Annotated in this window: 17 protein-coding genes, 1 tRNA gene, 1 rRNA gene and 1 pseudogene; 8 read left to right on the top strand and 12 right to left on the bottom strand. The window is 41.2% G+C overall.

The window, feature by feature from the left end:
• Position 1 precedes the first annotated feature (1 nt).
• The 7 genes from AC2SLL_RS09465 to AC2SLL_RS09435 form a co-directional block, all read right to left on the bottom strand.
• A tRNA-Ile gene (locus AC2SLL_RS09465) sits at positions 2–78 on the bottom strand.
• Between the two features lie 170 nt (positions 79–248).
• Positions 249–1,785, bottom strand: a 16S ribosomal RNA gene (locus AC2SLL_RS09460).
• 714 nt (positions 1,786–2,499) lie between these two features.
• Positions 2,500–3,999 carry a hypothetical protein gene (locus AC2SLL_RS09455; protein ID WP_486531441.1) on the bottom strand — a complete coding sequence of 500 codons (1,500 nt, stop codon included), beginning with the start codon at positions 3,997–3,999 and terminating at the stop codon, positions 2,500–2,502.
• Between the two features lie 104 nt (positions 4,000–4,103).
• Entirely contained in the window at positions 4,104–5,354 is a 1,251-nt protein-coding gene (locus tag AC2SLL_RS09450) for a helix-turn-helix transcriptional regulator (RefSeq protein ID WP_486531440.1), read from the bottom strand.
• A 132-nt stretch (positions 5,355–5,486) separates the two neighbouring features.
• The gene (gene menA / locus AC2SLL_RS09445) at positions 5,487–6,467 is read right to left on the bottom strand and encodes a 1,4-dihydroxy-2-naphthoate octaprenyltransferase (RefSeq protein ID WP_486531439.1); all 981 of its coding nucleotides are present in this window, start codon (positions 6,465–6,467) and stop codon (positions 5,487–5,489) included.
• Between the two features lie 300 nt (positions 6,468–6,767).
• Complete coding sequence (gene pssA / locus AC2SLL_RS09440) at positions 6,768–7,781, bottom strand: CDP-diacylglycerol--serine O-phosphatidyltransferase (protein ID WP_486531438.1); 1,014 nt, start codon at positions 7,779–7,781, stop codon at positions 6,768–6,770.
• 126 nt (positions 7,782–7,907) lie between these two features.
• Positions 7,908–8,783 (bottom strand): 23S rRNA (adenine(2030)-N(6))-methyltransferase RlmJ, encoded by an 876-nt coding sequence (locus AC2SLL_RS09435; protein ID WP_486531437.1) that lies wholly within the window; start codon positions 8,781–8,783, stop codon positions 7,908–7,910.
• Positions 8,784–9,282: 499 nt separating this feature from the next.
• Between AC2SLL_RS09435 and dapE the strand changes: the two genes are divergently transcribed.
• Entirely contained in the window at positions 9,283–10,461 is a 1,179-nt protein-coding gene (gene dapE / locus AC2SLL_RS09430; protein WP_486531446.1) for a succinyl-diaminopimelate desuccinylase, read from the top strand.
• 373 nt (positions 10,462–10,834) lie between these two features.
• Positions 10,835–10,990 (top strand): annotated as a pseudogene (locus tag AC2SLL_RS09425) (succinyl-diaminopimelate desuccinylase); the annotation flags it as partial.
• Between the two features lie 176 nt (positions 10,991–11,166).
• On the opposite strand, the gene AC2SLL_RS09420 reads toward AC2SLL_RS09425, so the two are convergent.
• The 3 genes from AC2SLL_RS09420 to AC2SLL_RS09410 all read right to left on the bottom strand — a co-directional run bounded on the left by AC2SLL_RS09420 (position 11,167) and on the right by AC2SLL_RS09410 (position 12,940).
• Positions 11,167–11,802 (bottom strand): hypothetical protein, encoded by a 636-nt coding sequence (locus tag AC2SLL_RS09420; protein WP_486531436.1) that lies wholly within the window; start codon positions 11,800–11,802, stop codon positions 11,167–11,169.
• 45 nt (positions 11,803–11,847) lie between these two features.
• Positions 11,848–12,054 carry a Fe-S cluster assembly protein IscX gene (gene iscX, locus AC2SLL_RS09415; RefSeq protein ID WP_486531435.1) on the bottom strand — a complete coding sequence of 69 codons (207 nt, stop codon included), beginning with the start codon at positions 12,052–12,054 and terminating at the stop codon, positions 11,848–11,850.
• A gap of 334 nt (positions 12,055–12,388) precedes the next feature.
• Positions 12,389–12,940, bottom strand: a complete 552-nt coding sequence (locus AC2SLL_RS09410) for an acyl-CoA thioesterase (protein ID WP_486531434.1) — start codon at positions 12,938–12,940, stop codon at positions 12,389–12,391.
• Positions 12,941–13,218: 278 nt separating this feature from the next.
• On the opposite strand from AC2SLL_RS09410, the gene AC2SLL_RS09405 reads away from it, so the two are divergent.
• The gene (locus AC2SLL_RS09405) at positions 13,219–13,509 is read left to right on the top strand and encodes a co-chaperone GroES (protein WP_486531433.1); all 291 of its coding nucleotides are present in this window, start codon (positions 13,219–13,221) and stop codon (positions 13,507–13,509) included.
• 106 nt (positions 13,510–13,615) lie between these two features.
• Positions 13,616–15,265, top strand: a complete 1,650-nt coding sequence (gene groL / locus AC2SLL_RS09400) for a chaperonin GroEL (RefSeq protein WP_486531432.1) — start codon at positions 13,616–13,618, stop codon at positions 15,263–15,265.
• 425 nt (positions 15,266–15,690) lie between these two features.
• Here the strand turns inward: groL and yaaA are convergent, their stop codons facing one another.
• The gene (yaaA, locus tag AC2SLL_RS09395) at positions 15,691–16,503 is read right to left on the bottom strand and encodes a peroxide stress protein YaaA (RefSeq protein ID WP_486531431.1); all 813 of its coding nucleotides are present in this window, start codon (positions 16,501–16,503) and stop codon (positions 15,691–15,693) included.
• A gap of 452 nt (positions 16,504–16,955) precedes the next feature.
• On the opposite strand from yaaA, the gene AC2SLL_RS09390 reads away from it, so the two are divergent.
• From AC2SLL_RS09390 to AC2SLL_RS09375, 4 genes are all read left to right on the top strand, one after another.
• Complete coding sequence (locus tag AC2SLL_RS09390) at positions 16,956–18,089, top strand: Re/Si-specific NAD(P)(+) transhydrogenase subunit alpha (RefSeq protein WP_486531430.1); 1,134 nt, start codon at positions 16,956–16,958, stop codon at positions 18,087–18,089.
• A 90-nt stretch (positions 18,090–18,179) separates the two neighbouring features.
• Complete coding sequence (locus tag AC2SLL_RS09385; protein ID WP_486531429.1) at positions 18,180–18,563, top strand: proton-translocating transhydrogenase family protein; 384 nt, start codon at positions 18,180–18,182, stop codon at positions 18,561–18,563.
• A 23-nt stretch (positions 18,564–18,586) separates the two neighbouring features.
• The gene (locus tag AC2SLL_RS09380; RefSeq protein ID WP_486531445.1) at positions 18,587–19,972 is read left to right on the top strand and encodes an NAD(P)(+) transhydrogenase (Re/Si-specific) subunit beta; all 1,386 of its coding nucleotides are present in this window, start codon (positions 18,587–18,589) and stop codon (positions 19,970–19,972) included.
• Between the two features lie 314 nt (positions 19,973–20,286).
• Positions 20,287–21,000: a DUF3108 domain-containing protein gene (locus AC2SLL_RS09375; RefSeq protein WP_486531428.1), complete on the top strand. Its 714-nt coding sequence runs from the start codon at positions 20,287–20,289 to the stop codon at positions 20,998–21,000.
• Positions 21,001–21,105: 105 nt separating this feature from the next.
• On the opposite strand, the gene AC2SLL_RS09370 is transcribed toward AC2SLL_RS09375, so the two are convergent.
• Positions 21,106–23,256 carry a TRAP transporter permease gene (locus AC2SLL_RS09370; protein ID WP_486531427.1) on the bottom strand — a complete coding sequence of 717 codons (2,151 nt, stop codon included), beginning with the start codon at positions 23,254–23,256 and terminating at the stop codon, positions 21,106–21,108.
• Positions 23,257–23,339 lie beyond the last annotated feature (83 nt).

The raw sequence follows: 23,339 nt of genomic DNA, 5'->3' as shown, positions 1-23,339 counted from the left end.
ATGGTGGGTCTAGGTGGACTTGAACCACCGACCCCCGCGTTATCAACACGGTGCTCTAACCAGCTGAGCTATAGACCCTGAGAAGCGTTAAAAAATTGCATTGCAATTTTAGCTTCGCAAGGAAAATCCTTTAAATAGGATTTTCAAAAAGCTATGCTATTGCACAATCTTCTAAAGCTTATTAAAGCTTTTATCTACTAAAATCAAAGAACAACTTGTTGTGAATTCTTGCTGACCGAATGCGTCAATAAGGAGGTGATCCAGCCGCAGGTTCCCCTACGGCTACCTTGTTACGACTTCACCCCAGTCATCGACCACACCGTGGTAAGCGCCTCCCCGAAGGTTAGGCTACCCACTTCTGGTGCAATCAACTCCCATGGTGTGACGGGCGGTGTGTACAAGGCCCGGGAACGTATTCACCGCGGCATTCTGATCCGCGATTACTAGCGATTCCGACTTCATGGAGTCGAGTTGCAGACTCCAATCTGGACTACGATAGGCTTTTTGAGATTCGCATCACATCGCTGTGTAGCTGCCCTCTGTACCTACCATTGTAGCACGTGTGTAGCCCTGGTCGTAAGGGCCATGATGACTTGACGTCGTCCCCGCCTTCCTCCAGTTTGTCACTGGCAGTATCCTTAGAGTCCCCGGCATAACCCGCTGGTAACTAAGGAAAAGGGTTGCGCTCGTTGCGGGACTTAACCCAACATCTCACGACACGAGCTGACGACAGCCATGCAGCACCTGTATTCTAATTCCCGAAGGCACTCTCGTATCTCTACAAGATTCTAGATATGTCAAGACCAGGTAAGGTTCTTCGCGTTGCATCGAATTAAACCACATGCTCCACCGCTTGTGCGGGCCCCCGTCAATTCATTTGAGTTTTAACCTTGCGGCCGTACTCCCCAGGCGGTCTACTTATTGCGTTAGCTGCGTCACTAAGGGATCAAGTCCCCCAACGACTAGTAGACATCGTTTACGGCGTGGACTACCAGGGTATCTAATCCTGTTTGCTACCCACGCTTTCGAACCTCAGTGTCAGTATGATGCCAGGAGGCTGCCTTCGCCATCGGTATTCCTTCAGATCTCTACGCATTTCACCGCTACACCTGAAATTCTACCTCCCTCTCACCTACTCTAGCCCAACAGTTTTAGATGCAGTTCCCAGGTTAAGCCCGGGGATTTCACATCTAACTTATTAAGCCACCTACGCTCGCTTTACGCCCAGTAATTCCGATTAACGCTTGCACCCTCTGTATTACCGCGGCTGCTGGCACAGAGTTAGCCGGTGCTTATTCTGCAGCTAATGTCATCGCATACGGGTATTAACCGTATGGTCTTCTTCACTGCTTAAAGTGCTTTACAACCAAAAGGCCTTCTTCACACACGCGGCATGGCTGGATCAGGGTTGCCCCCATTGTCCAATATTCCCCACTGCTGCCTCCCGTAGGAGTCCGGACCGTGTCTCAGTTCCGGTGTGGCTGATCATCCTCTCAGACCAGCTACAGATCGTCGCCTTGGTAGGCCTTTACCCCACCAACTAGCTAATCCGACTTAGGCTCATCCAATAGCGAGAGCGCAAGCGCCCCCTTTTCCCCGTAGGGTGTATGCGGTATTAATACGAGTTTCCCCGTGCTATCCCCCACTACTGGGCAGATTCCTAAGTATTACTCACCCGTCCGCCGCTCGACGCCTGATAGCAAGCTATCATCGTTTCCGCTCGACTTGCATGTGTTAAGCCTGCCGCCAGCGTTCAATCTGAGCCATGATCAAACTCTTCAGTTTAATCTTGCTATGTAACCCTTTAAAGAGGTTACTAAAACTTGGCTCATTCTTTCTGGCGTTCTTCTTTCCGTTCTTTCATAAATGAATTAACTTCGAGTTTTCTTGCTGTTAAGAATGATAATTTTTATAGTTAGTCACTACCCCGATAAGAGATAGCCCCAACTTTAATTTCTCAGCATTCTATGTCAACAAAAATCCACACAAGTTGTTCTTTGATTCTAGTTTTTAAATAGTTGACTTATCTCGTCGTCCGAGGTAAGTTATTCACTAATAATGTAATAATAAGCTATCTGCCGTTCTTACTTAGTGAGCCGTCTAGTATATGGTCTAACTATATATCTGTCAAGCTTTTATTTATTCTTCATTTAGGTTCCTAAAGCTCTAAACCTTCTCTTTCAAGTCAGGTTGTTTACTTCGTTTCCCTTAATGAGGTGCGTATTATAGACGCTTTTTTTTGTGTGTCAAGGGTATATTTAATTTAGTCAGAGGTTTTTTATCTGGATTACTAAGTAAGTAGATTAAAACGTCATGCTAATGGCTTGCTTAAAATCTTAAAAACTTTTGTTTGAGCAGCTTCCCTTTCGACTAGGGCGCATTATACGTGGTTTATGATAGTGGTCAAGGGGTTCTCGACAATAGATTTAAAAATAATTTGCTGAGTCTTATTAAATCTATCTTGAATCGTCGATTTTATAGGCACTTTAAGGATTAAGTTCAGCGTTTTTGTGATTGTAAGGTAAGTTTGCGGCTTAAAGCTGCAATTGATGCATCTGTATATGCTTTCATCTCTGCTCTTATTTCATCAAGTTGAGCCTGAGTCGCTACGCCTTTAACTTGAGTTTTTATACCCTGTACTGCTTGGAGCTGTGCGACATTGACAGCATCGGTAGGCTCTGTGCCTGCTGCCACACCAGTGATTTGACGAGTGAGTATTTCTCTTGGATCTTCATTTTTTGTATTGCCAATACTCAATGCTGCCTTGGTAGCTCGCCATACAGGGCTACGGCTCTTAGAGCTTGCCTTGATCGAAGGATCATATCCAGCTACGCCAGCATCAACGCTGGTATGACTGTCACTACCAAGTGCAATACTATCTCTAATGTTAGCCGTACTGTTACTACCTATAGCTGTACTAGCAAAACTTGATGCATTACTACGACTGCCATAGGCGCTGCTGTTAGAACCCAATGCTTTACTCGATTCCCCAAAAGCGCTACTCGATTCCCCAAAAGCTTTGCTGTTCATACCATAAGCACTACTATATTTTCCTTTTGCGATACTGTCTATGCCATAAGCATTACTGAATTCACCTATAGACTTGCTTCTAACGCCACTTGCTTGACTGTAAAGACCTGAGGCGACACTTAAATGACCAATTGCAGTACTTAAATCTCCTATTGCTTTGCTCTCAGTTCCTAAAGCAGTACTCTTAGCCCCTAAAGCTTTGCTGGAGTGTCCAATTGCAGTACTTACATCTCCTGTTGCTCTGCTCTCAGTTCCTAAAGCGGTACTAAATTCGCCTGAAGCTTCGCTACTGAAACCATAAGCACTACTTTTAGAACCCGATGCTTCACTAGCAGAACCATAGGTACTACTATGAGAGCCTCGTGCTTTGCTCATTCTACCGTAAGCGCTACTGTACAAACCTGAAGCCTCACTACTAAAACCATAAGCACTGCTTTGACTATTTGATGCCTCACTAAGGGCGCCGTAAGCACTACTATATTCACTCGATGCCTTACTGGCATACCCATAGGCGCTACTATTTTTACCAGCAGCTTTACTACTAGAGCCATAAGCACTACCATCTTGACCTGTTGCATGACTGTTTACGCCATAAGCATTACTGGCTCTGGCTGTAGCCTTACTATATGGACCGTAAGTACTGCTAAAGGTACCAGATGCTTTACCACCATAGCCGCAAGCTTCGCTACGATAGCCACTACTATCTCCTTTAAGACAGTAGGCCGCTTGCGCTGATGGTATCCAACTCAACCCTGCTATCATTATAGCAATACCAATCCCCAAATGTACTTTTGGCAATATTACCGGAGAGATAGGCAATGCTGTTATAGACTTAACTACTGATGTCTCAAGATGATTAGATGTCGATCGGTTATGAATCCTCGTCAGTTCATTAACCGCTACAACACCATGACTAAAAACTTGACACTTACAAATATTGTAAATTACATAATCGACATGATTTAACATAACTGGTCCCCTTGTATGTTAGATTTTATAGCTACTAATATAGTAACTTTTAAAACACAAAACATCCCCTTTAGTGAGGATGTTATTAGAACGTATGGTTCAATTTATCTAATGGTGGGCCGCTGTAAGGCTTGTCTAAGATGTTCTTGGGAGTGTACGTTGAGGCTAATATATAAGCTTTTAAGATAGGTTCGTAGTGTGCTGGGGCGAATGCCCATCTGAGCACAGATTTGTTTGCTATTGTACCCCATTGCAACTAGCCAGCCGACATCTGTGGCTCTAGGTGATAAGCTATATTTTTTTAGATTATCTATGACGGTTAACTTTATAGGTTTTTTAAGCTCGATATGTATATTGTAGTAACTTGGTAACCCTAAAGCTTCTTTTAGTGGATGAATTTTATAAGCGCGCAGTACCAAAATACCTTTAGGCGCTGGTAAGTAACATACTGGGGGGTAAGTTAAACCACGTGCACTATGACTAGGGTCTATTAATTGATTGATAAACTGTACTATAGGCTTGATGTTTTGACGATATTTGAGTAGATAGCGATGCTTGACTTGCAGAGCTTGAGTTAATAAATTGATTGCTCCGTCAGAAGCAGAGTATATGTCCCCTTGATCATTGACTAGTAGGCTACCAGACAAAGTGGTATAGCTTGATTCATAATAGCCGTTTCGTTTAGTACATTGAATACTGGATGCTAGTATCTCAGCCGGTAGATCTTCGATTAGTATACTATCGATACCTTTGATCTTAGCTGCTGATTGACATGATGCTTTATTTTTAAAGCGCATATGATAAGTAGTAGCTATACTGGCGGGTGATAGAATTAAGTGCTTTAAGTGCTGGTAAAGCATGTGGAACGTATCTATCTCGCTACTGCTGAACCCTGAGCTGGGATATCGCGAAGAATGAATTGAGGTTTTTTCACGCAATATGGCTGCAATAGCAAAAGGATGATGCCAAAGACTAAACGTCATATCCAGCACATGATAAACACCATTCGGCGCAAAAATACTTTTATAAGTGTTGCTTTGATAAAATTGAGGCACCGGATTTAATAGGTTGCCAAACTGTTTTGGTAATGAAAATAGATAGGCAAAACTAGCAGGATCTTCCATTTGAGTGGTAATACTTTCACTATTAGCACAGAAAAAAAGGTGCGTCTTCTCGTCAAAATTTTCCGCATAATAGCCCAAAGGTGTTGTATCAGGATTAACGTAAAAAAAGGTAAAACTTAAACACGGTAACACGTTATTTATGGCCTCAACTAACATAGGCATCACTGTTAGCGGCGATAGCCCCGAGCGACAAATCAAACTAATATATTGCCATGCTTGATTAGGTTTCATATCAGTACCTATCAATCTATATAGTATGCTTGTTAAGTTTTAAGCTTAATAAAGTTTAAAAAGTATGAGTAACTTATTTAATAGCTATTTATAGGATCATTATATATCAGCTATGAGTAAACACTATGCTTATTAAGCATTACTAAAAATATGGCTAATTATTAAGCCGCAGACAAATAAAACGTTAACACCAAGGCAAATCATCACAATATTTTTAAGCTCTCCGCCTATCTTAATCACATCCACATCCTTTACCTCGCCTTCATTATCTAAGGTTACGCTTTTATAGATAACATTAGAATGTCTGATAAGTTTTGGCCATAGAAGTATTACAATTAAAGCATAGAGGTTAAATTGTGCAGCGTATGTCAGGTAGCACATCATTGAAAATTGTAATAAGAAGAAGTAGCCTTGAGTCATCTTCTTATCGCCCAGTAATACAGCTAAGGTAACCTTATCCGCCTGTTTGTCACTATATACATCCCGCATATTATTCACATAAAGCACGCAAGCAGCAAGACCGCCACAACCTGTAGCAGGCACTAAGTGGCTAAGATTTAATTGCTGCGTTTGTAGATAGACACTGCCCAATACACCAAGCCAACCAAAGAATATTAGTACGGCAACCTCTCCCATTGCACGATATCCATAGGGGCGCTTTCCCATGGTATAACCCATAGCAGCGATAATCGCGACGACGCCAAAGCCTAAAAACATAAGAAAATCATGCAGGTTATCAAATCCAATCGCGATCAAAGCCACGCCTGACCAAAACGTTAAAAAAGCCCAAATATAGATAAGTCGTTTGAATTGGTCAGGTTGTAATTGACCTCTTGCTAACATACGCTCTGGGCTGCTGTCGTCTCGCATGGCATCTGTGCCTTTAACGCCATCCCCATAATCATTAGCAAGATTGGAGAGTATTTGTAGCGCCAAGGCTACCCATATAGTGAGAAATAATACTAGCCAATTGCGCCAAGTGATACCAGTAGTAGATGCCAATTGCGACAACGCTAAACCACTACCGCAGACAATGCTGGCGACAGCGAGTGGAAAGGTACGGGGGCGGGTTGCTTGTATAAACGCTTTGACTGTGGGTTTAAAAGAGGCCATGCTCTCCGAGCCTAGTGGTAACATCAGAACAGGTAAACTCCACATTGAGTAAGGGTTTTATAACGTAGTAAGCACTATGCCTTCATTAGGCTTTTTAGCCCTGATAGTAGCGGTAGCTTGGTAGGCAGTGGGGTTGCAGCGTCTTGTTCAAGGGGAGTCGCTTGAATAATGGAATACTCTTGAACCTAGACGCTGCTGCCCACTGTTTGCCAACTACAAGCGAATAGCAGGAAATAGCTTCAACATTAGTGCGCAATATTAGGACGTCTCGTTATTTAGATTGTATGGATATGTCCTGGTCTAATTTTTCATTTTGGCTTTTATGGTCGAAACAATGCCTGATAGTGCGTAGATAATACCAATGGCAAGGAGACCAACAGGGATGTCGTATAATACGATTGCCATGACCAATACAGCGATAATCAAAGCGACAAAGGGTACTTTCTTTTTATCAAATTCTTTAAAGCTGTAGTATTTAATATTGCTGACCATGAGCAGACCACAAATGACCACCCAAGCGGCGCAGGCAAACATAATTTGGGTATCGTATTCCCCAATCCATTGGCTGTGATCGATGGCAACCATGACAGCACTGGTCACTAATATAGCCGCTAATGGACTGGCTAAACCGACAAAGAATTTTTTATCGACCTCGCCAATCTGAACGTTAAAACGTGCTAAGCGAAAGGCGGCACAGGCAGTGAAAACGAAGGCACAAGCAACCCCGACTCTTCCCAAAGGTTGTAGCGCAAAGCTATATATCAAAATGGCAGGGGCAACTCCGAAAGCCAGCATGTCGGCTAGCGAGTCATATTGCTCGCCAAAAGGGCTTTGGGCATTGAGCATCCGTGCCACTCGGCCATCGGCGCCATCAAGTAAGCCAGATAAAAATATGGCAAGAGATGCTTTATAAAAGTCGCCTTGCATACTAGATAAAATTGAGAAAAAACCGGATAGTAAGGATAGCGTTGTGATTAGATTGGGCGCAAGATAGACACCTCGGCTAACCACTTGATGACCGTCTGCGACTTCTTCTTCGATAACGTCAAAGGTTAAACCGTCGTAATCACCCGTTTCTGCAATTTTGCGATTGTGCTCACTTTGATGAGCCAAAGGGGTTGCTGCTGAGCTTGACGGGGTATCGGTCAACTCATTAATTCTTAAATCATCGGCTCTTAAGCCATTACCCGTTGAGCCATCATTGACAGAGTCTGTACCTGCTAAATCAGCATTGCTAGTTGCTATGCCTTGCTGATGTGGCGTCTCTGAGTTGCTAGTTATGTTAGAACTGTCAGGACGTGGCGATTTAGACATGCTCATTAAGAACCTCTGACAACATTGTTTTGTTATAGTTATAGTAGTCTATTATAGCAGTTGAGTTGATGATTCAATGCTTGACTATTAATTGGCTTAAAAATCATTGGTTTTAAAATAGACGAACTACTCGCCAACTAACCATCGTACGCTGACCGCTTGGCTTTGTGGCAAATCAGGCGCATCTGCCGGACGCAGTAAGGGCTGTAAAAAGTTTAAAATTTGGCGCGCATTTTGGTCAAATTGCCAAGGCGGGTTGATTATTAACATACCCGTGCCGTTAAGACCTGCTGCAACGTCATTAGGATATACATTTAGCTCACATAACAGCTGTTTCCGAATATCGGTACGCTTCATTTTTTTATAAAATAACTCAACCGCATCAATATTTTTAATTGGGAACCAAAGGGCATACACTCCTTGTGGCCATTTTTTCATGCTGGCAACTAACAGTTCCACCAAGTTTGAGAAGTTTTTATGCTCTTGCTCGTAGGGCGGATCAATCAATATAACACCGCGGCGTTCTACTGGCGGAATAACCGCACGAATACCTTCAAACGCATCACGATTTTGAATACCAATAGGTAATTTATACAATTGATAGTTAAGGGCATCATATTCGCTATTTTTTAGTTCAAAAGCTTCAGCTCTTACAAGGGGTTCTGGACTTTTTTCAACATGATTTGCAATCCACCAAGGTGAACCTGGGTATACAAACTTGTCATAAGTCTGACGTGCCTTCTGAATATCATTAATATACTGACGTACGGCATCGGGCGCGTCGGAGGTATCAGCATCCAAAATCTTTTGTACGCCTGCCCGAGCCTCTCCGGTTTTACGCGACTCTTCACTACTTAATGAATAAAGACCGCGTCCACCATAAGCATCTAGTACATAATAAGGTTTATCTTTTTTGCTCATTTGGTTAAGCAGTTGAATCAGTAAGATGTGTTTTACAACGTCGGCAAAATTACCTGCGTGATAGGCATGTTTATAGTTCATAAGTTAGCTTGTTTAATTGTGGAAAGTTGCGTATTAAAATTGGGGAATCAAATAATGGTTATATGTTAGCATAAGCGGGTTTGAAATAAGTATATTAATAGTTAATTGCCCTGATTTGAGTCTGTTAAAACGCTCTTTACTGATTCAATTTAAATTATATTTATAGGCTATTGAGTATTAAATCTAATTATTGGGCTTAAAGTTTAATAGCACCTAAAGGATAAAAGTCAATTGATAGTAATATGTGTCATCAAGTGGAAATTGCGCACCGTCAACGTTATTCTATCGCCACTTGGTTAGGTCTGATGATGCTATTGTTATCACTGAGCCATTATGATTAACGTATAGTCAATAAACGAAATAAGCAACTCCAACGAAACTAGAATCAATTTTATGACTATAATTTAAAAAAACCAATTAAATCAGACCTTAAACCAATACACCTTTACATACCAACTTTGAGACAATTATGAGTGCAAACGACCAAGAAAACCACACTATTAACCATCAACAAGCCACTTTAGAACTCAGTATTGATTTAATGAGTCGTGATTCGGTCACCCCTCATGATAAAGGCGCTCAAGATGTATTGGTTAACAGACTTAAACCCCTTGGGTTTGAGTGTGAATTTATGTATTTTGGCGATAAAAATGCGGTTGGACTCAATGCTGAGGTCAAAAACTTGTGGTCAAGACGTGGCACCACAGATCCTGTCATTTGCTTTGCAGGTCATACTGATGTTGTGCCAACGGGCAATGCTGAAAATTGGAAAATCCCGCCTTTTGAGCCAACCGTTAAAGATGGCTTTTTATGGGGTCGTGGTGCAGCAGATATGAAAACCGCAATTGCGGCATTTACAGTGGCAACTGAAAGCTTCGTTAAAAATCATCCCGATCACAACGGCTCTATCGCGATGTTGATAACCTCTGACGAAGAAGGCCCTTCTATTAATGGTACGGTAAAAGTCATTGAGGCATTAGAAGCTCGCAATGAGAAAATCACTTATTGCTTGGTTGGCGAGCCATCGAGTACCGATACGCTTGGCGATATTATCAAAAATGGTCGCCGTGGTTCGTTGGGCGGTATTTTGACAGTCACTGGTAAACAAGGTCATGTCGCCTACCCTCATTTGGCAGTCAACCCCATTCATGCCCTCCTGCCTGCGTTAACTGAATTTACCAATACCGAGTGGGATAAAGGTAATGAGTTCTTCCCTGCAACTTCGATGCAAATCTCGAATATCAATGGGGGCACGGGTGCTAATAATGTCATTCCTGAAACGGTAGAGGTAGTATTTAACTTTAGATTCTCCACAGAAACCACAGAAGAAGAGCTTCGTGCTAAAACGCATGAAATACTAGATAAGCACTTTGATAATAGTGATGCCACTTACGATATTAAATGGAAACTATCAGGCAATCCATTTTTAACGGCTGAAGGTAAGTTGGTGGATGCGTGTAAAATAGCCGTGAAAGAAGTGACGGGTATTGATACCACACTGTCCACTTCTGGTGGCACTTCCGATGGTCGTTTTATTGCTCCAACGGGTGCGCAAGTAGTCGAGCTTGGTGTGCGTAATGCCACCATTCATCAAGTCGATGAAAAGGTAGAAATTGATGATATCGGTAAATTAGCGCAGATTTATGAGAAGATGCTAGAAGAGTTGTTACTGGATTAATTTGCAACTCTGGTTGAATTTTTTGGAGCTAATCCTGCTATCCGCTTGTAGTTGGTTGCCTGTGGGGCACAGCATCTAAACACAAGAGTGTTCCATTATTCAAGCGACCACTCCTGTGTAAGATGCTGTATGCCCCACAACCCACCAAGCTACCGCTTCTATCAGGGCTAGCGGTAACATCTCATTCTTGCAGATATTTATCGTGGTTGAAGTTGGCAGGATTTCTGGTCGTGTCGTCAGGTGCGGTTAGCGAAGCGTAACCCACCGAATTTAACGAACAAACCACCTTCAAACATCATAAATTAATAGGTGGGTTACGATTTTACTGCACCTCTTCAAGGTTTGAAAAATCTAACCACACCCTACGCAAGCTTCCGATGGTCGTTTTATTGAGCCAACGGGCGCTCAAGTGGTTGAGCTAGGCATGCGTAACGCCACCATTCATCAAGTCGATCAAAAGGTAGAAATTGATGATATCGGTAAGTTGGCGCAGATATATGAGAAGATGCTAGAAGAGTTGTTGGGTTAGTACAACTTATTGACGTATTAGTATGTAGGCTGAGGCTTTAGCCCAGCACTTTAATTTAATTACAAGTTTGTAAATAACTGGGCTAAAGCCACAGCCTACGTGTACTATTTATATGTAATATTAAGATTTATGATTATGTTGTTCTGTAAGAACTATAATGTATGAATAATAAATTTCTAAGTTTTACTTTTCTCTGGAGCACTATGACCGTATGCAATAGCTTTTTTTCTTTGAGAACTTGATAATGCACTCCATATCAGATGGACTCGACTACGATCCATTGACCTTAAATCTCTTTTATACTTATCTCTTTTCAAACTGACTTTAAAGAAAGAAGGGTTATAATCTATCTCACTCTCTGACAAACGCCATAAAACAACAAAAGCATATTTGGGTGTTAAATACTTATTAGTTCTATAGAATTTTAATGCGTTTTTCAAAATATTATTATTTTCCGAGATAGCTAGCTTCTCTAGAGCATTTAAACATGATTCTAAACGCATGTTGTGTTTAATCTTCTCTAGTTTTTGTCTTGAAGATTTTTCGTCGAGCACGTTACCGTTTTCGTATACATTAACTTGAAACTTAAGTATACAACTTGAACCAACTTGTAGGATTTTGCCAGTATACTCATTTCTAATTTCGAAATGATATCTTAACTGCTCTTGGTCACAGAGTTCACAATATTCTGAATTAGTTTCATGGTCTTTAACATTATCAGTAAAATACCATTCTTTAAATGCATCAGATACATTGTTTGAAATTGATAAAGGTAGGATATTTTCTGCTACCCTCTGAGGGTATGTATTCATGATTTACTCCCAGAACTTAATCACCGAGTCATAAACTCCTAATAATCAGTCCGCCTCATCAATCCAATTCATTTGAATGGCTTCTAAGATACCTTCGTTTGATTTGTTTGGGTCATCATCAAAGTTCTCTAATTCGGTTACCCAGCGGTGCAAATCGGTAAAGCGAACATACTGTGGATCGGTTTCTGGAAACTTCTCGACCAATTCGATAGCGATGTCTAGGCTATCTGTCCATTTTAGTTTTTGGTTCATGGTGGTGTCCTTATTTAAAGATGAGTGTTGAAATAGGAAGGGACAATTGTTTCAAGTTTCGAGTGTGTCACACAAATTGATTATATAGCTGAGATTTTAACATAGATACGGTGTTTGATTTAGGTCGTGTTAAGAATGATAAACGTTGCTTTAACAAGGTGGTTTAGCCTCGATTGTAGTGGATATACTTGGTGCAGCACTGGGCTGAGACGCTAGCGTTACCCTGTTATCGCGAAGCAGGAACGGGGTAACGTGTAGCGACTCGCCTAGTGCAAACCAAGATAGTAACGTAAAGCGAGAATAGCTCCAAAACTTATTAGCGCCACACGCAAGACTACTGTTGTTTGATAGCGAGTTGGTTGGCGTTCCACGTATCGATGATGTCTGTCAGATGATTGCCCGTCATATCCAAAACGTCAGGTTTGAACTTTTTACCTGCTTTGTTCATCAGCACAACTTTGGACAACCCTATTGCCATATCGTTGTTTTTCACTGAAAAATGATGTTGAAAGTAAACGTATTTATTATCCCAACCTTCAAGGGTTGTTGTGACTTTCATCTTATCTAAAAACTTTATTTCTTTTAGATACACCATTTCTTGCATAGCTAATATCCAATACAGCTTGTTTTCTGGCTCGGTAATGCCTTTTGCATGTTGGCATTGGGTTAGCCACGCCGTGATATTGAGTTCGATGAACGATAGGTAGCGGTAGTTCGGGAGGTGATTGCGAAAGCCCATATCATGCGGTAATACACGACTGCTTTTGATAAAGGGGGTAAATAATTGCTCATTGGTCAGCGTTGTGGTTGTCTCGTTGGTTTTAATTTTTTTTAGCTCACGCTTTAGTAAAGTCATCATTATAAAATAACGCATTAGCATATTCATTCTGGCCTCCCTTAACTTTTTTAAAAATTTGTTTTCAACATTTATTCTGTTTTTATTACTTTAGTCTATAGACACTTAGCCCAACTGTCAGGCAGATTTGAAAAAAAATACTTTTTTTAGGTTGAAACTATCCTTACTTAACCCCATTTTTAGTACAACCCCATAGCTCATAACAATATATTCAAATTGACTTGAATTTTTGCAAAAAAATATTACTTTATGAGGGATATGGGTGCTTTTAATTCAATCAAAATCAACTATTTTTAATGGAGTGAACAATGAATATTCGCCCTTTACATGACCGCATCGTTGTCCGCCGTGTGGAAGAAGAACAGAAAACGGCCGGTGGCATCTTATTGCCAGGTTCTGCACAAGAAAAACCATCTCAAGGAGAGATCTTAGCAGTTGGTAATGGTCAGCTTCGTGAAAATGGTGATGTCCGTCCTTTAGACGTTAAAGTTGGCGATACCATTTTATTCGGTCAATATGCGGGTCAAACTGTAAAAGTTGACGGTGAAGAGTTATTGATTATGAAAGAGTCTGACGTACTAGGTGTGTTGGAAGGTTAATTTACCGCTTTTTTATAATCAGTGTCATTGATTTATACAACCAATTCCAAAAATAATATCATTAATTAAAATAATTTAATCAACTAAAATAACTGGAGATTTTCTCATGGCTAAAGAAGTAAAGTTTGGTATTGACGCCCGTAAACAGATGATGGACGGCGTTAACGTTCTAGCAAACGCTGTTAAAGTAACCCTAGGACCTAAAGGCCGTAATGTGGTCATCGATAAGTCTTTTGGCGCACCTTCTATCACTAAAGATGGTGTTTCTGTTGCTAAAGAGATCGAGCTTGAGAATAAATTTGAAAACATGGGTGCTCAGCTGGTACGTGAAGTGGCGAGCAAAACCAATGACGTAGCGGGTGATGGTACGACTACAGCAACGGTATTGGCTCAGTCTATCTTACAAGAAGGTATGAAGTCGGTAGCGGCCGGCATGAACCCTATGGATCTTAAGCGTGGTATTGATAAAGCGGTACTTGCCTCAGTTGAAGAGATTCATAAATTAGCGACGCCAGCTGATGATCATAAAGCAATTGCTCAAGTGGGTTCAATCTCTGCTAACTCTGATACCAAAATTGGTGAGCTTATCTCTGAAGCGATGGAGAAAGTTGGCAAAAAAGGCGTAATCACTGTTGAAGAAGGCTCAGGCTTTGAAGATTCTTTAGAAGTGGTTGAAGGTATGCAGTTTGACCGTGGCTATATCAGCCCATACTTTGCTAACAAACAAGACAGCTTAACCGCTGAGTTTGAAAATCCTTTCATCTTGCTTGTTGACAAAAAAATCAGCAACATTCGTGAAATCGTGCCATTACTTGAGCAAGTGATGCAACAAAGTAAGCCACTATTAATCATTGCAGAAGATGTTGAAAATGAAGCCCTAGCGACTCTTGTTGTGAACAACATGCGTGGCGGATTGAAGACTTGTGCGGTTAAAGCACCTGGATTTGGTGATCGTCGTAAAGCAATGTTACAAGATATCGCCACACTAACGGGCGGTACGGTTATCTCTGAAGAAGTGGGCTTAAGCCTAGAGACTGCGACTATTGAGCATTTAGGTACGGCTAAGAAAGTAACCGTTGGTAAAGAAAACACGGTTATTGTTGATGGTGCTGGTGATACAGCAGATATTAATGCGCGTGTTGACTCAATCAACCGTCAAATCGAAGAATCAACTTCTGACTACGATAAAGAAAAACTGCAAGAGCGTGTGGCTAAATTATCAGGCGGCGTAGCGGTTATTAAAGTTGGCGCTGCTACTGAAACCGCTATGAAAGAGAAGAAAGACCGCGTAGATGATGCGCTTCATGCCACTCGTGCTGCGGTTGAAGAAGGCGTTGTGCCTGGTGGTGGTGTTGCTCTCGTTCGTGCGATGAGTGCTATCAGCGAATTGACTGGCGATAATGATGACCAAAATGCGGGTATCAATATTTTACGCCGTGCTATGGAAGCGCCATTACGTCAAATCGTCACTAACGCAGGCGATGAAGCTTCTGTCGTAGTAAACGAAGTGAAGAATGGTTCTGGTAACTATGGCTATAACGCGGCAACTGGCGTTTATGGCGATATGTTAGAGATGGGTATCCTTGACCCTGCTAAAGTAGCCCGTTCTGCGCTTGAGCATGCGGCATCTGTTGCTGGCCTAATGCTGACCACTGAAGCAATGATCACTGACCAGCCTGAAGATAATGACGGCATGGCTGGCATGGGCGGTGCTGGTGGTATGGGCGGCATGGGTGGTATGGGCGGCATGATGTAGGTTGCCCTACCTTGACTATGCTTAACTCATTTTCTACTATGCGAATTGGCTTAGTCTAAATTGAGTTATGTCTTGCATAATAAAACCCCGATAGGCTTTGGCTTATCGGGGTTTCTTATGTGATTTATTGATAAGAGGCTGGAATTTTACTTACAATAGTTGATAGAGTGTCAAAATAACTAAATTAATATTAACCTGAATTCGGGAGAATCAATTCATAAAAGTTAAGTTTATAGGCACTCCTTTGTTGCAAAGCAATGCATCTTACCTTTTAAAGAAACAGTCATTGATCTCTTTTTAACTTTGGAAAGGTTAGCTCCCTTCCTTTTCCAAAGGAAGGGTTGGGGATGGATATTTAACCCAAATAAAAACAATGGCTTATAAAAGCTAAAATCCCGATTTAAGTTAATATTAAATATTTACGACTACTGATCCGCTTCATTTCGTCTAAATGTCCACGTTTTATCATCCGATGCTTCTTCAACGTAGTAATACCCTGCTAAATCGAATTCCTTTAAGTCCTCTGCTTTAGTGATTTTATGATCGGCTGCATACTTTACCATCAAACCGCGTGCTTTTTTGGCATAAAAGCTGATAACCTTAAATTTGCCATTTTTTTCATCTTCAAAACGCGGCGTAATTATATCGGCTTCAAGCTCCTTCTTCTTAACCGACTTGAAGTACTCGTTAGACGCTAGGTTAATAAGCACATTATCTTCACCTTGCTTGGCAGTATCTTGCATACGCTGATTGATAACATCCGTAATAAGCGTATCCCAAAACTCATATAGGTTATCGCCCTGTTCATTTTCAAGCTTAGTACCCATCTCCAAACGATACGGCTTAATTAAATCTAACGGTTTAAGCACACCATATAATCCCGATAGAATCCCAAGATGCTCGTTTAAATAGACAACTGTCTCCTTATCCATATGATACATATCGAGGCCAGTATAGACATCACCATCAAATAGATAACCCGCTGGTTTGGCGTTATCATCATCAAAAGGCGCCTCTTCACTCCATGCCCACTCTTGGTTACGTTGGGCATTTAGCTGAGCTAGGTCATCAGATATGCTCATCAGCTGTTGTAGATCAGTCGGCTCTTTTGACTTTAAAACCTTCATAAGCTCTTGTGAATTCTCAATAAGCTCTGGTTGACTATAGTAGTTCCCGACCTTTACCGGTACATAATCGGTTTCGTTAAGGCTCTTTGCTGGAGATAATACAAAGTACATACACTGATCCTTATTCAAATGATTTTATTTAGACATTGTTATTAATTCTACTTTTTTTATCAGTACACAAGTGATTTGAATAATTTAAGCCTATCATAACTTTTGTTGAGCGAACAGTAATGATGCAATTGATTGGTTTTATAACTTAAATTTTACTAATTTCTATAAACCATATAATTCTGTTATGTGCTACTCTCTTGATTAATCGCTAAAAATGTTAATATTGTAACTTTAGTTTACTGGTCGGTCATAGTTCTGCAATGAAATCTTTTGATTTATCTCCCTATAATAAATATTATTGATGACTATATCTAAACCATTTATTAAATTGATAACCTTTGGTTCTACTTAAAGTAACCAGAGGTTTTTTATGAGCTAATTTAACGGCATTAAAAATTTGGATGTGAATGCGTTAGCAATTTTAGATCAACTATACACAGCTAGGAGCGAATATGATAATAGGCACAACTCAAGCAAAACAGGCATTTGAAGGCCGTGTTGCGATCACTCCAGACTCGGTAAAAAAGCTTATAAAGCTTGGTCATGAGGTAATTATCGAAGCTGGTGCAGGCCAACATGCCTATTACGATGATACCGCTTATGCAAATGCAGGTGCTAAAATTGCTAGCGAGTCTGAAGTATTAATCCAGTCGGAAATTATTTGTGTGGTACAGAATTTAACGGCTGAGCAAATTGCTCAGCTATCAAATGGCAGTATTGTTATTGGTATGCTGGACCCGTACCGTAATGACCAATTAGACGCCTATGCAAAGCAAGGAACTACGGCATTTGCAATGGAATTATTGCCGCGCACTTTATCGCGTGCTCAAAATATGGACGTCTTGTCCTCTCAGGCCAACCTTGCTGGTTATAAAGCGGTACTAATGGCAGCCAATGAATATTCCCGTCCCTTCCCAATGTTCATGACTTCTGCCGGCACCGTAAAACCAGCCAAAGTTATCGTACTTGGCGTCGGTGTCGCAGGCTTACAAGCCATTGCCACTGCTAGACGTCTAGGCGCTGTGGTAGAAGCCAGTGATTTACGTCCTTCAGTTAAAGATCAAGTTGAGTCTGTGGGAGGTAAGTGGCTTGATGTGCCGATGAGCGATGAAGAAAAAGAGAAAGCCAAATCTACAGGTGGCTACGCATGGACCCCTTCAGAACAATATATGAAAGACCAAGCTAAAGTTGTTGATAAAGCCGCATCTAATGCTGACATTATCATTACCACTGCACAGATTCCAGGACGAAATGCACCTCGCCTTATCCATAAAACAACTTTAGATAAAATGAAAGCTGGTTCAGTGATTATTGACATGGCCGCAAGCTCAGGTGGTAACGTTGAAGGTACTGTATCTGGCAAAACAGTGGTAACGGAAAATGGTGTGCGCATTGTTGGTGCCGCTAACATTCCAGCGACATTGGCCGCTCAATCCTCTGACTTGTATGCCAATAACTTAGTCAACTTTATTACCACACTATTTGATAAAGATAATGACAATGCTCTAGCGATTAATCTTGAAGATGACATTCAAGGTGCTTTGGCAGTAACCCATAATGGTGAAGTGCGTTTGCAGCGAAAATAAGGGATACATCCAACAACTGCTTTTACATATCATTAGTTTGATATTAAACGCTTACATACGGATATTTTAGAAAGAAATTAGGAGAACATTATGCTTGCTACAGTATTAGCAACCGCACCCTTAGGTGTAGCCATAACTGGTGGCACACCTTTTGTGGCAATATTTACCATTTTTGTACTAGCCATATTCGTGGGTTACTATGTGGTTTGGGGCGTTACACCAGCTTTGCATACGCCGCTTATGGCAGTTACCAATGCACTCTCAAGCATTGTGATTGTCGGTGCCATGATACAGACCATCTATATCGATGGAGGTGCTATTAGCGTCACCAGTTTATTAGGTGCATTTGCTGTCTTTTTAGCCAGTATTAATATTTTTGGTGGTTTTGCAGTAACCGAACGTATGCTTGCTATGTTTAAACCTAAAGATAAAAAGGTTAAACCTGTAGCAGATAGCAAAGGAGCAGACGCATGAACAACGTAGCTGATTTAACACAGATGAATTGGATTGCTGCTCACGCGGATTGGTTTTATTTAGTAGGTGCTATTCTTTTCATTCTTACTTTGCGCGGCTTATCAAGCCCTAAAACTGCCATTAGAGGTAACCGTTTTGGTATGGCTGCTATGGCAATTGCTGTATTGACAACCTTCTTTTTAGCAGAAGGTCCTGTCTTATGGTTGATTATTGGTGCGATGATATTAGGTGCATTGGTTGGTATTTGGAAAGCAAAAACAGTGGCTATGACTCAAATGCCAGAAACCGTGGCTCTAATGCATTCTTTTGTTGGCTTGGCAGCGGTGGCTATCGCACTTGCTACTGTATTAAATACAACACATGAACACAGTACGATTGCGCGTGTTGAGCTATTTATCGGCTGTTTTATTGGTGCTATTACCTTCTCAGCTTCAGTATTTGCTTTTGGTAAACTGGCGGCTAAAAAATGGGCAAAAACAATTAGCGGAGCATGGGTTAAACCGGTTCAGCTAATCTTATTTATTGCGATGATAGCTTTCGGCGGCGTGTATTTTGTTAGTGAATCTATGCCAGCATTTTATGCGATGACCTTATTGGCTGTTGTCTTTGGATGGATGTGGATTGCGCCTATCGGTGGTGGCGATATGCCTGTCGTAGTGTCTTTACTTAACTCCTTCTCTGGTTGGGCTGCAGCTGGCATTGGTTTTACCTTAGGAAACTCAATGCTCATTATTGCTGGCTCTTTAGTGGGTTCTTCAGGGGCTATTTTATCTTACATTATGTGTAAAGCCATGAACCGATCACTACTTAATGTATTGTTTGGGGGTATGGGTACCGCTGCGGTAACGGCCGGCGATGATGATGGTGTGCCTAAAACTTATAAATCAGGATCTGCTGAAGATGCTGGCTTCTTAATGAGTAATGCCAGCGATGTCATTATCGTACCTGGTTATGGTATGGCTCAAGGGCGTGCTCAAAATGCGGTAAAGGAGCTTTATGAGTTACTCAAAGAAGAAGGCGTCAATGTTCGTTTTGCTATCCACCCTGTTGCCGGTCGTATGCCCGGTCATATGAATGTATTACTTGCCGAAGCTGACGTACCTTATGATGATATCTTAGAGATGGATGAGATTAATTCAGATTTCCCAAGTACGGATGTTGTATTAGTGATTGGGGCAAACGATGTTGTTAACCCTTCTGCTAAAGATGATCCTAACTCCCCTATTTTTGGTATGCCTATTTTAGATGCGTCTAAGGCACAAACAGTTATGGTAATAAAACGTTCTATGAGTACTGGCTACGCTGGCCTTGATAACCCTTTGTTTTACCTAGATAAAACGATGATGATTTTCGGCGATGCGAAGAAAATGGTTGAAGAAATGCTGCGTACTATTAATGGTAGCCACTAAATTAAACTGAAATAGTCAGTTATAGCCAAGCCAGTTTTGAATAATTAACGCGTTAAGATCCCTTGCAGTAAAACTTGGTACACTTGTACTCACTTGCTTGATATCCACTTTAAAACTGGTTGACTATAGCTTCGTTAATAGCTATAGCTTCGTTAAAATAAGGCGACGATGTCGCCTTTTATGGTTTCTAGTAGTTATGCAATAATTGCCTTAGAAAGAATTATTCACAAAAACTAATCAATACATGCCTTGGAAATAAGACAAACTACACTTATAAATAATATCAGTTAAAGATGTAATGTAAGGATAAATACATGTTAAATGAACTAACCAGTAGACAATTTAAAAAAGCAGCAACTGGCGTGGGCTTAGCCACAGTGACTGCTTTAACCTCGAGTGTAGCTATGGCGGCATCACTAGCGCCGGCTACTGCTGATTATAGTTTTACCGTTGAAGACAAGTATAAGGGGTCTGCCACTCGCCGCTTAACTAAATCTGGTGGTACATGGCATTATAAAGTGAATGCAAGAGTCGCTGGTGTGGCTTCCGCATCTCAAAATAGCACTTTTACTCTAAATGGCAACAAAGTAATACCTTCAAGCGCCAGTACTTCTTATAAACTATTTGGTGTTGGCCGGACTCACAATATAAGTTTTAGCTCTGCCGGCAAAAAGGTTAAAAGTACCTATAAGGGGAAAACAAATACGTTTGATGCCCCTAACAGAGCTTTTGATGACTTGAGTCTAGAGGCACAAATTAGACAAGACTTAATTAGTGGTAAGTTTTCTGGCAACTACTACATGGTTAAAAAAGATAAAATTGAACAGACACCTTTTAGAAAAGCAGGCAATACAAAAATCACGGTTCCAGCAGGTACTTTTAACACCGTTCGAGTTGATCGCGTGCATGAGGATAAAGACCGCTCTACCAGCTTTTGGTTAGCACCTGAATTAGACTACTTACCCGTTAAAGTTATACAGAATAACAATGGTAAAAAGATGGAAATGCAACTGACAAAAGTGCGTTAATTTTTAGTTGATGCTAGCTAAGCAATATTTTAATGGTCTATCAACCAAAAGCCCTACCTTTTTAGGTAGGGCTTTGTTATGCGAACACGATTAAGTCACTTCAACTTAAACTGGCTTCAGTCTATTGAGTTGTGATTTATGGACTTTCATATGCCTAAAATATATTGCGCCATAAATAGCCAAACCTATTAAATAGCTAATGTATTCATGCGGCAAACTCAGTACTTCCATGACGATATTGGGTATCATCATTAATAAGGTTACAAAAATTAGCAAAGCAACTTCAAGCCAGTTAGTTTTTACACGTACCCATCGCTGTGTTGCTGATGAAAATGCCAGCATGCCTAGTATCGCCATGCCAAAAATTAAGGCAATTTCAAATGGATTAGTGATCCATTGCCAACCCGACGGATCTTTTGGATTAGCAGGATCAACACCATCAATCAACAGTAGCTTACTATTAAAGAAAAACATAAAGGGTAAGATGGCTGTACGGATATCATATGCAAAGCCTTGCAACCCTGTTTTGATTGGGTCAGATTTTGCAATACCTGCTGCCGCATAAGCCGCCATACCAACGGGCGGGGTGTCATCGGCTAAGATCCCAAAATAAAAAACAAATAAATGAGCGGCAATAGCAGGCACCATATAACCCAAATCGCCACTTAATCCAAGAATTACTGGAGCAGTCAGCGACGCCATAACGATATAGTTTGCCGTTGTTGGTAGACCCATACCCAGAACAAGTGAAACAATGGCTGTAAGCATAAGCACTGCTAAAATATAGCCACCTGATAACACCTCAATAACATCTGCTAGGATAAGCCCAATACCAGTAATGGTTACAGACCCTACAACGATACCTGCCACACCTGTTGCAATGGCAATAGGTACCATGTTTTTAGCACCATTGATCATGCCAGAGAGTATATCAACAATAGCTGTTTTTGTGTTATCTACAAAGCTGGTACCTGTTTTAAAATAGATAGATTTAATAAACGGCTGGACAACCATAATCGCCATTAACACTAAAATACCGTTAAATGCTGCACGCTGTGGCGACATACGAAGCACCACTAATGTGTACATGAGATAGAATACAGGCAGTAGGAAATGTAGACCGCTGACAAACACCGTCCAAACTTTAGGCAAGCGATCTTTAGCCTCACCTTTAATACCTAGTTTTTTTGCTTCCAAATGCACAATATAAAATAGCGCAATATAGCTCACAAAAGCAGGAATAGCCGCTGCCATAATAACGCCAGCGTAGTCCATGCCTAAAAACTCAGCAATGATAAACGCTGCCGCGCCCATGATGGGAGGCATAAGCTGACCATTAGTTGATGCTGCCACTTCAACCGAAGCGGCTTTGTGCGCTGGAAACCCAAGACGCTTCATCAGAGGAATGGTAAACGTACCTGTCGTCACTGTATTCGCAATCGAAGACCCAGAGATAATACCCATCATACCTGATGCAGCAACTGAAGCCTTGGCAGGGCCACCATCGAAACGGCCAAGAGCGGCATATGCCAAATCAATAAAGTATTTACCCGCCCCTGCACGCTCAAGCAAAGCGCCAAACAGGACAAATAAGAACACATAGCTGGCACTAACCCCAAGCGGTACACCGAAGATACCCTCTGTGGTTAGAAACATCTGCCCCATCATTTTTTTAACGCTAGCGCCTTGATGTGAAATCATGTCTGGCATAAACTGCCCAAATTTCACATAACCTAAAAATGCAATAGCGATAATAGCCAGTGCGGGCCCTAACGCTCGTCTAGAAGCCATTAACAGCAATATGATACCAGCAATAGCAACATAGACATCTACAGGTAACCAAGCCCCTGAACGGGAGTTAAGCTCGTTATAGAATATAAAGATGTATAGTGAAGTGCCCGCGGCGGCAATGGCGAGTGCATAGTTCCATATCGGAATACTGCTCATCGTTTTTTTGGTACGAAACATGGGGTACATGAAAAATGTCAGCACTAAGGCAAACGCTAAATGTATCGACCGTACAAAAACGTCATTAACAGGTAGTAATACGACATATAGTTGAAAAAATGACCAGAAAAAAGCAATAAAACCAATTAGCCTATTGCCAAAAGAATCAATAGGTAGAACCCTTTTGCCCTCTAGTACATCGGCTAAATCTATCTCTGCATTATTAATATCATTGTCAGCGGTTGTTTTAATTGCGTTATCAGCAGTTGCACTGATATCAGATTCCGTTTGAGGTTTGTTTTTATTCATGGTGCTCTCCACATAATTTTCTAAAAAAATAAGCACAGATAAATTACCTGTGCTTATTAATCAGACTACGACATCATGAACGA

It is taken from the genome of Psychrobacter sp. CX97, from assembly GCF_057396285.1.
Note: the sequence above shows the minus strand (reverse complement) of the source record. Positions and strands in the feature narration are given on the sequence as shown.

Coding starts and splice junctions, on each gene's coding strand:
- iscX (WP_486531435.1), bottom strand. CDS start 12,054: ATGAACCAAAAACTAAAATGGACAGATAGCCTAGACATCGCTATCGAA.
- pssA (WP_486531438.1), bottom strand. CDS start 7,781: ATGTCTAAATCGCCACGTCCTGACAGTTCTAACATAACTAGCAACTCA.
- AC2SLL_RS09455 (WP_486531441.1), bottom strand. CDS start 3,999: ATGTTAAATCATGTCGATTATGTAATTTACAATATTTGTAAGTGTCAA.
- menA (WP_486531439.1), bottom strand. CDS start 6,467: ATGGCCTCTTTTAAACCCACAGTCAAAGCGTTTATACAAGCAACCCGC.
- AC2SLL_RS09390 (WP_486531430.1), top strand. CDS start 16,956: ATGATAATAGGCACAACTCAAGCAAAACAGGCATTTGAAGGCCGTGTT.
- AC2SLL_RS09450 (WP_486531440.1), bottom strand. CDS start 5,354: ATGAAACCTAATCAAGCATGGCAATATATTAGTTTGATTTGTCGCTCG.
- AC2SLL_RS09420 (WP_486531436.1), bottom strand. CDS start 11,802: ATGAATACATACCCTCAGAGGGTAGCAGAAAATATCCTACCTTTATCA.
- AC2SLL_RS09380 (WP_486531445.1), top strand. CDS start 18,587: ATGAATTGGATTGCTGCTCACGCGGATTGGTTTTATTTAGTAGGTGCT.
- AC2SLL_RS09435 (WP_486531437.1), bottom strand. CDS start 8,783: ATGAACTATAAACATGCCTATCACGCAGGTAATTTTGCCGACGTTGTA.
- AC2SLL_RS09385 (WP_486531429.1), top strand. CDS start 18,180: ATGCTTGCTACAGTATTAGCAACCGCACCCTTAGGTGTAGCCATAACT.
- AC2SLL_RS09370 (WP_486531427.1), bottom strand. CDS start 23,256: ATGAATAAAAACAAACCTCAAACGGAATCTGATATCAGTGCAACTGCT.
- AC2SLL_RS09405 (WP_486531433.1), top strand. CDS start 13,219: ATGAATATTCGCCCTTTACATGACCGCATCGTTGTCCGCCGTGTGGAA.
- AC2SLL_RS09375 (WP_486531428.1), top strand. CDS start 20,287: ATGTTAAATGAACTAACCAGTAGACAATTTAAAAAAGCAGCAACTGGC.
- yaaA (WP_486531431.1), bottom strand. CDS start 16,503: ATGTACTTTGTATTATCTCCAGCAAAGAGCCTTAACGAAACCGATTAT.
- groL (WP_486531432.1), top strand. CDS start 13,616: ATGGCTAAAGAAGTAAAGTTTGGTATTGACGCCCGTAAACAGATGATG.
- AC2SLL_RS09410 (WP_486531434.1), bottom strand. CDS start 12,940: ATGAATATGCTAATGCGTTATTTTATAATGATGACTTTACTAAAGCGT.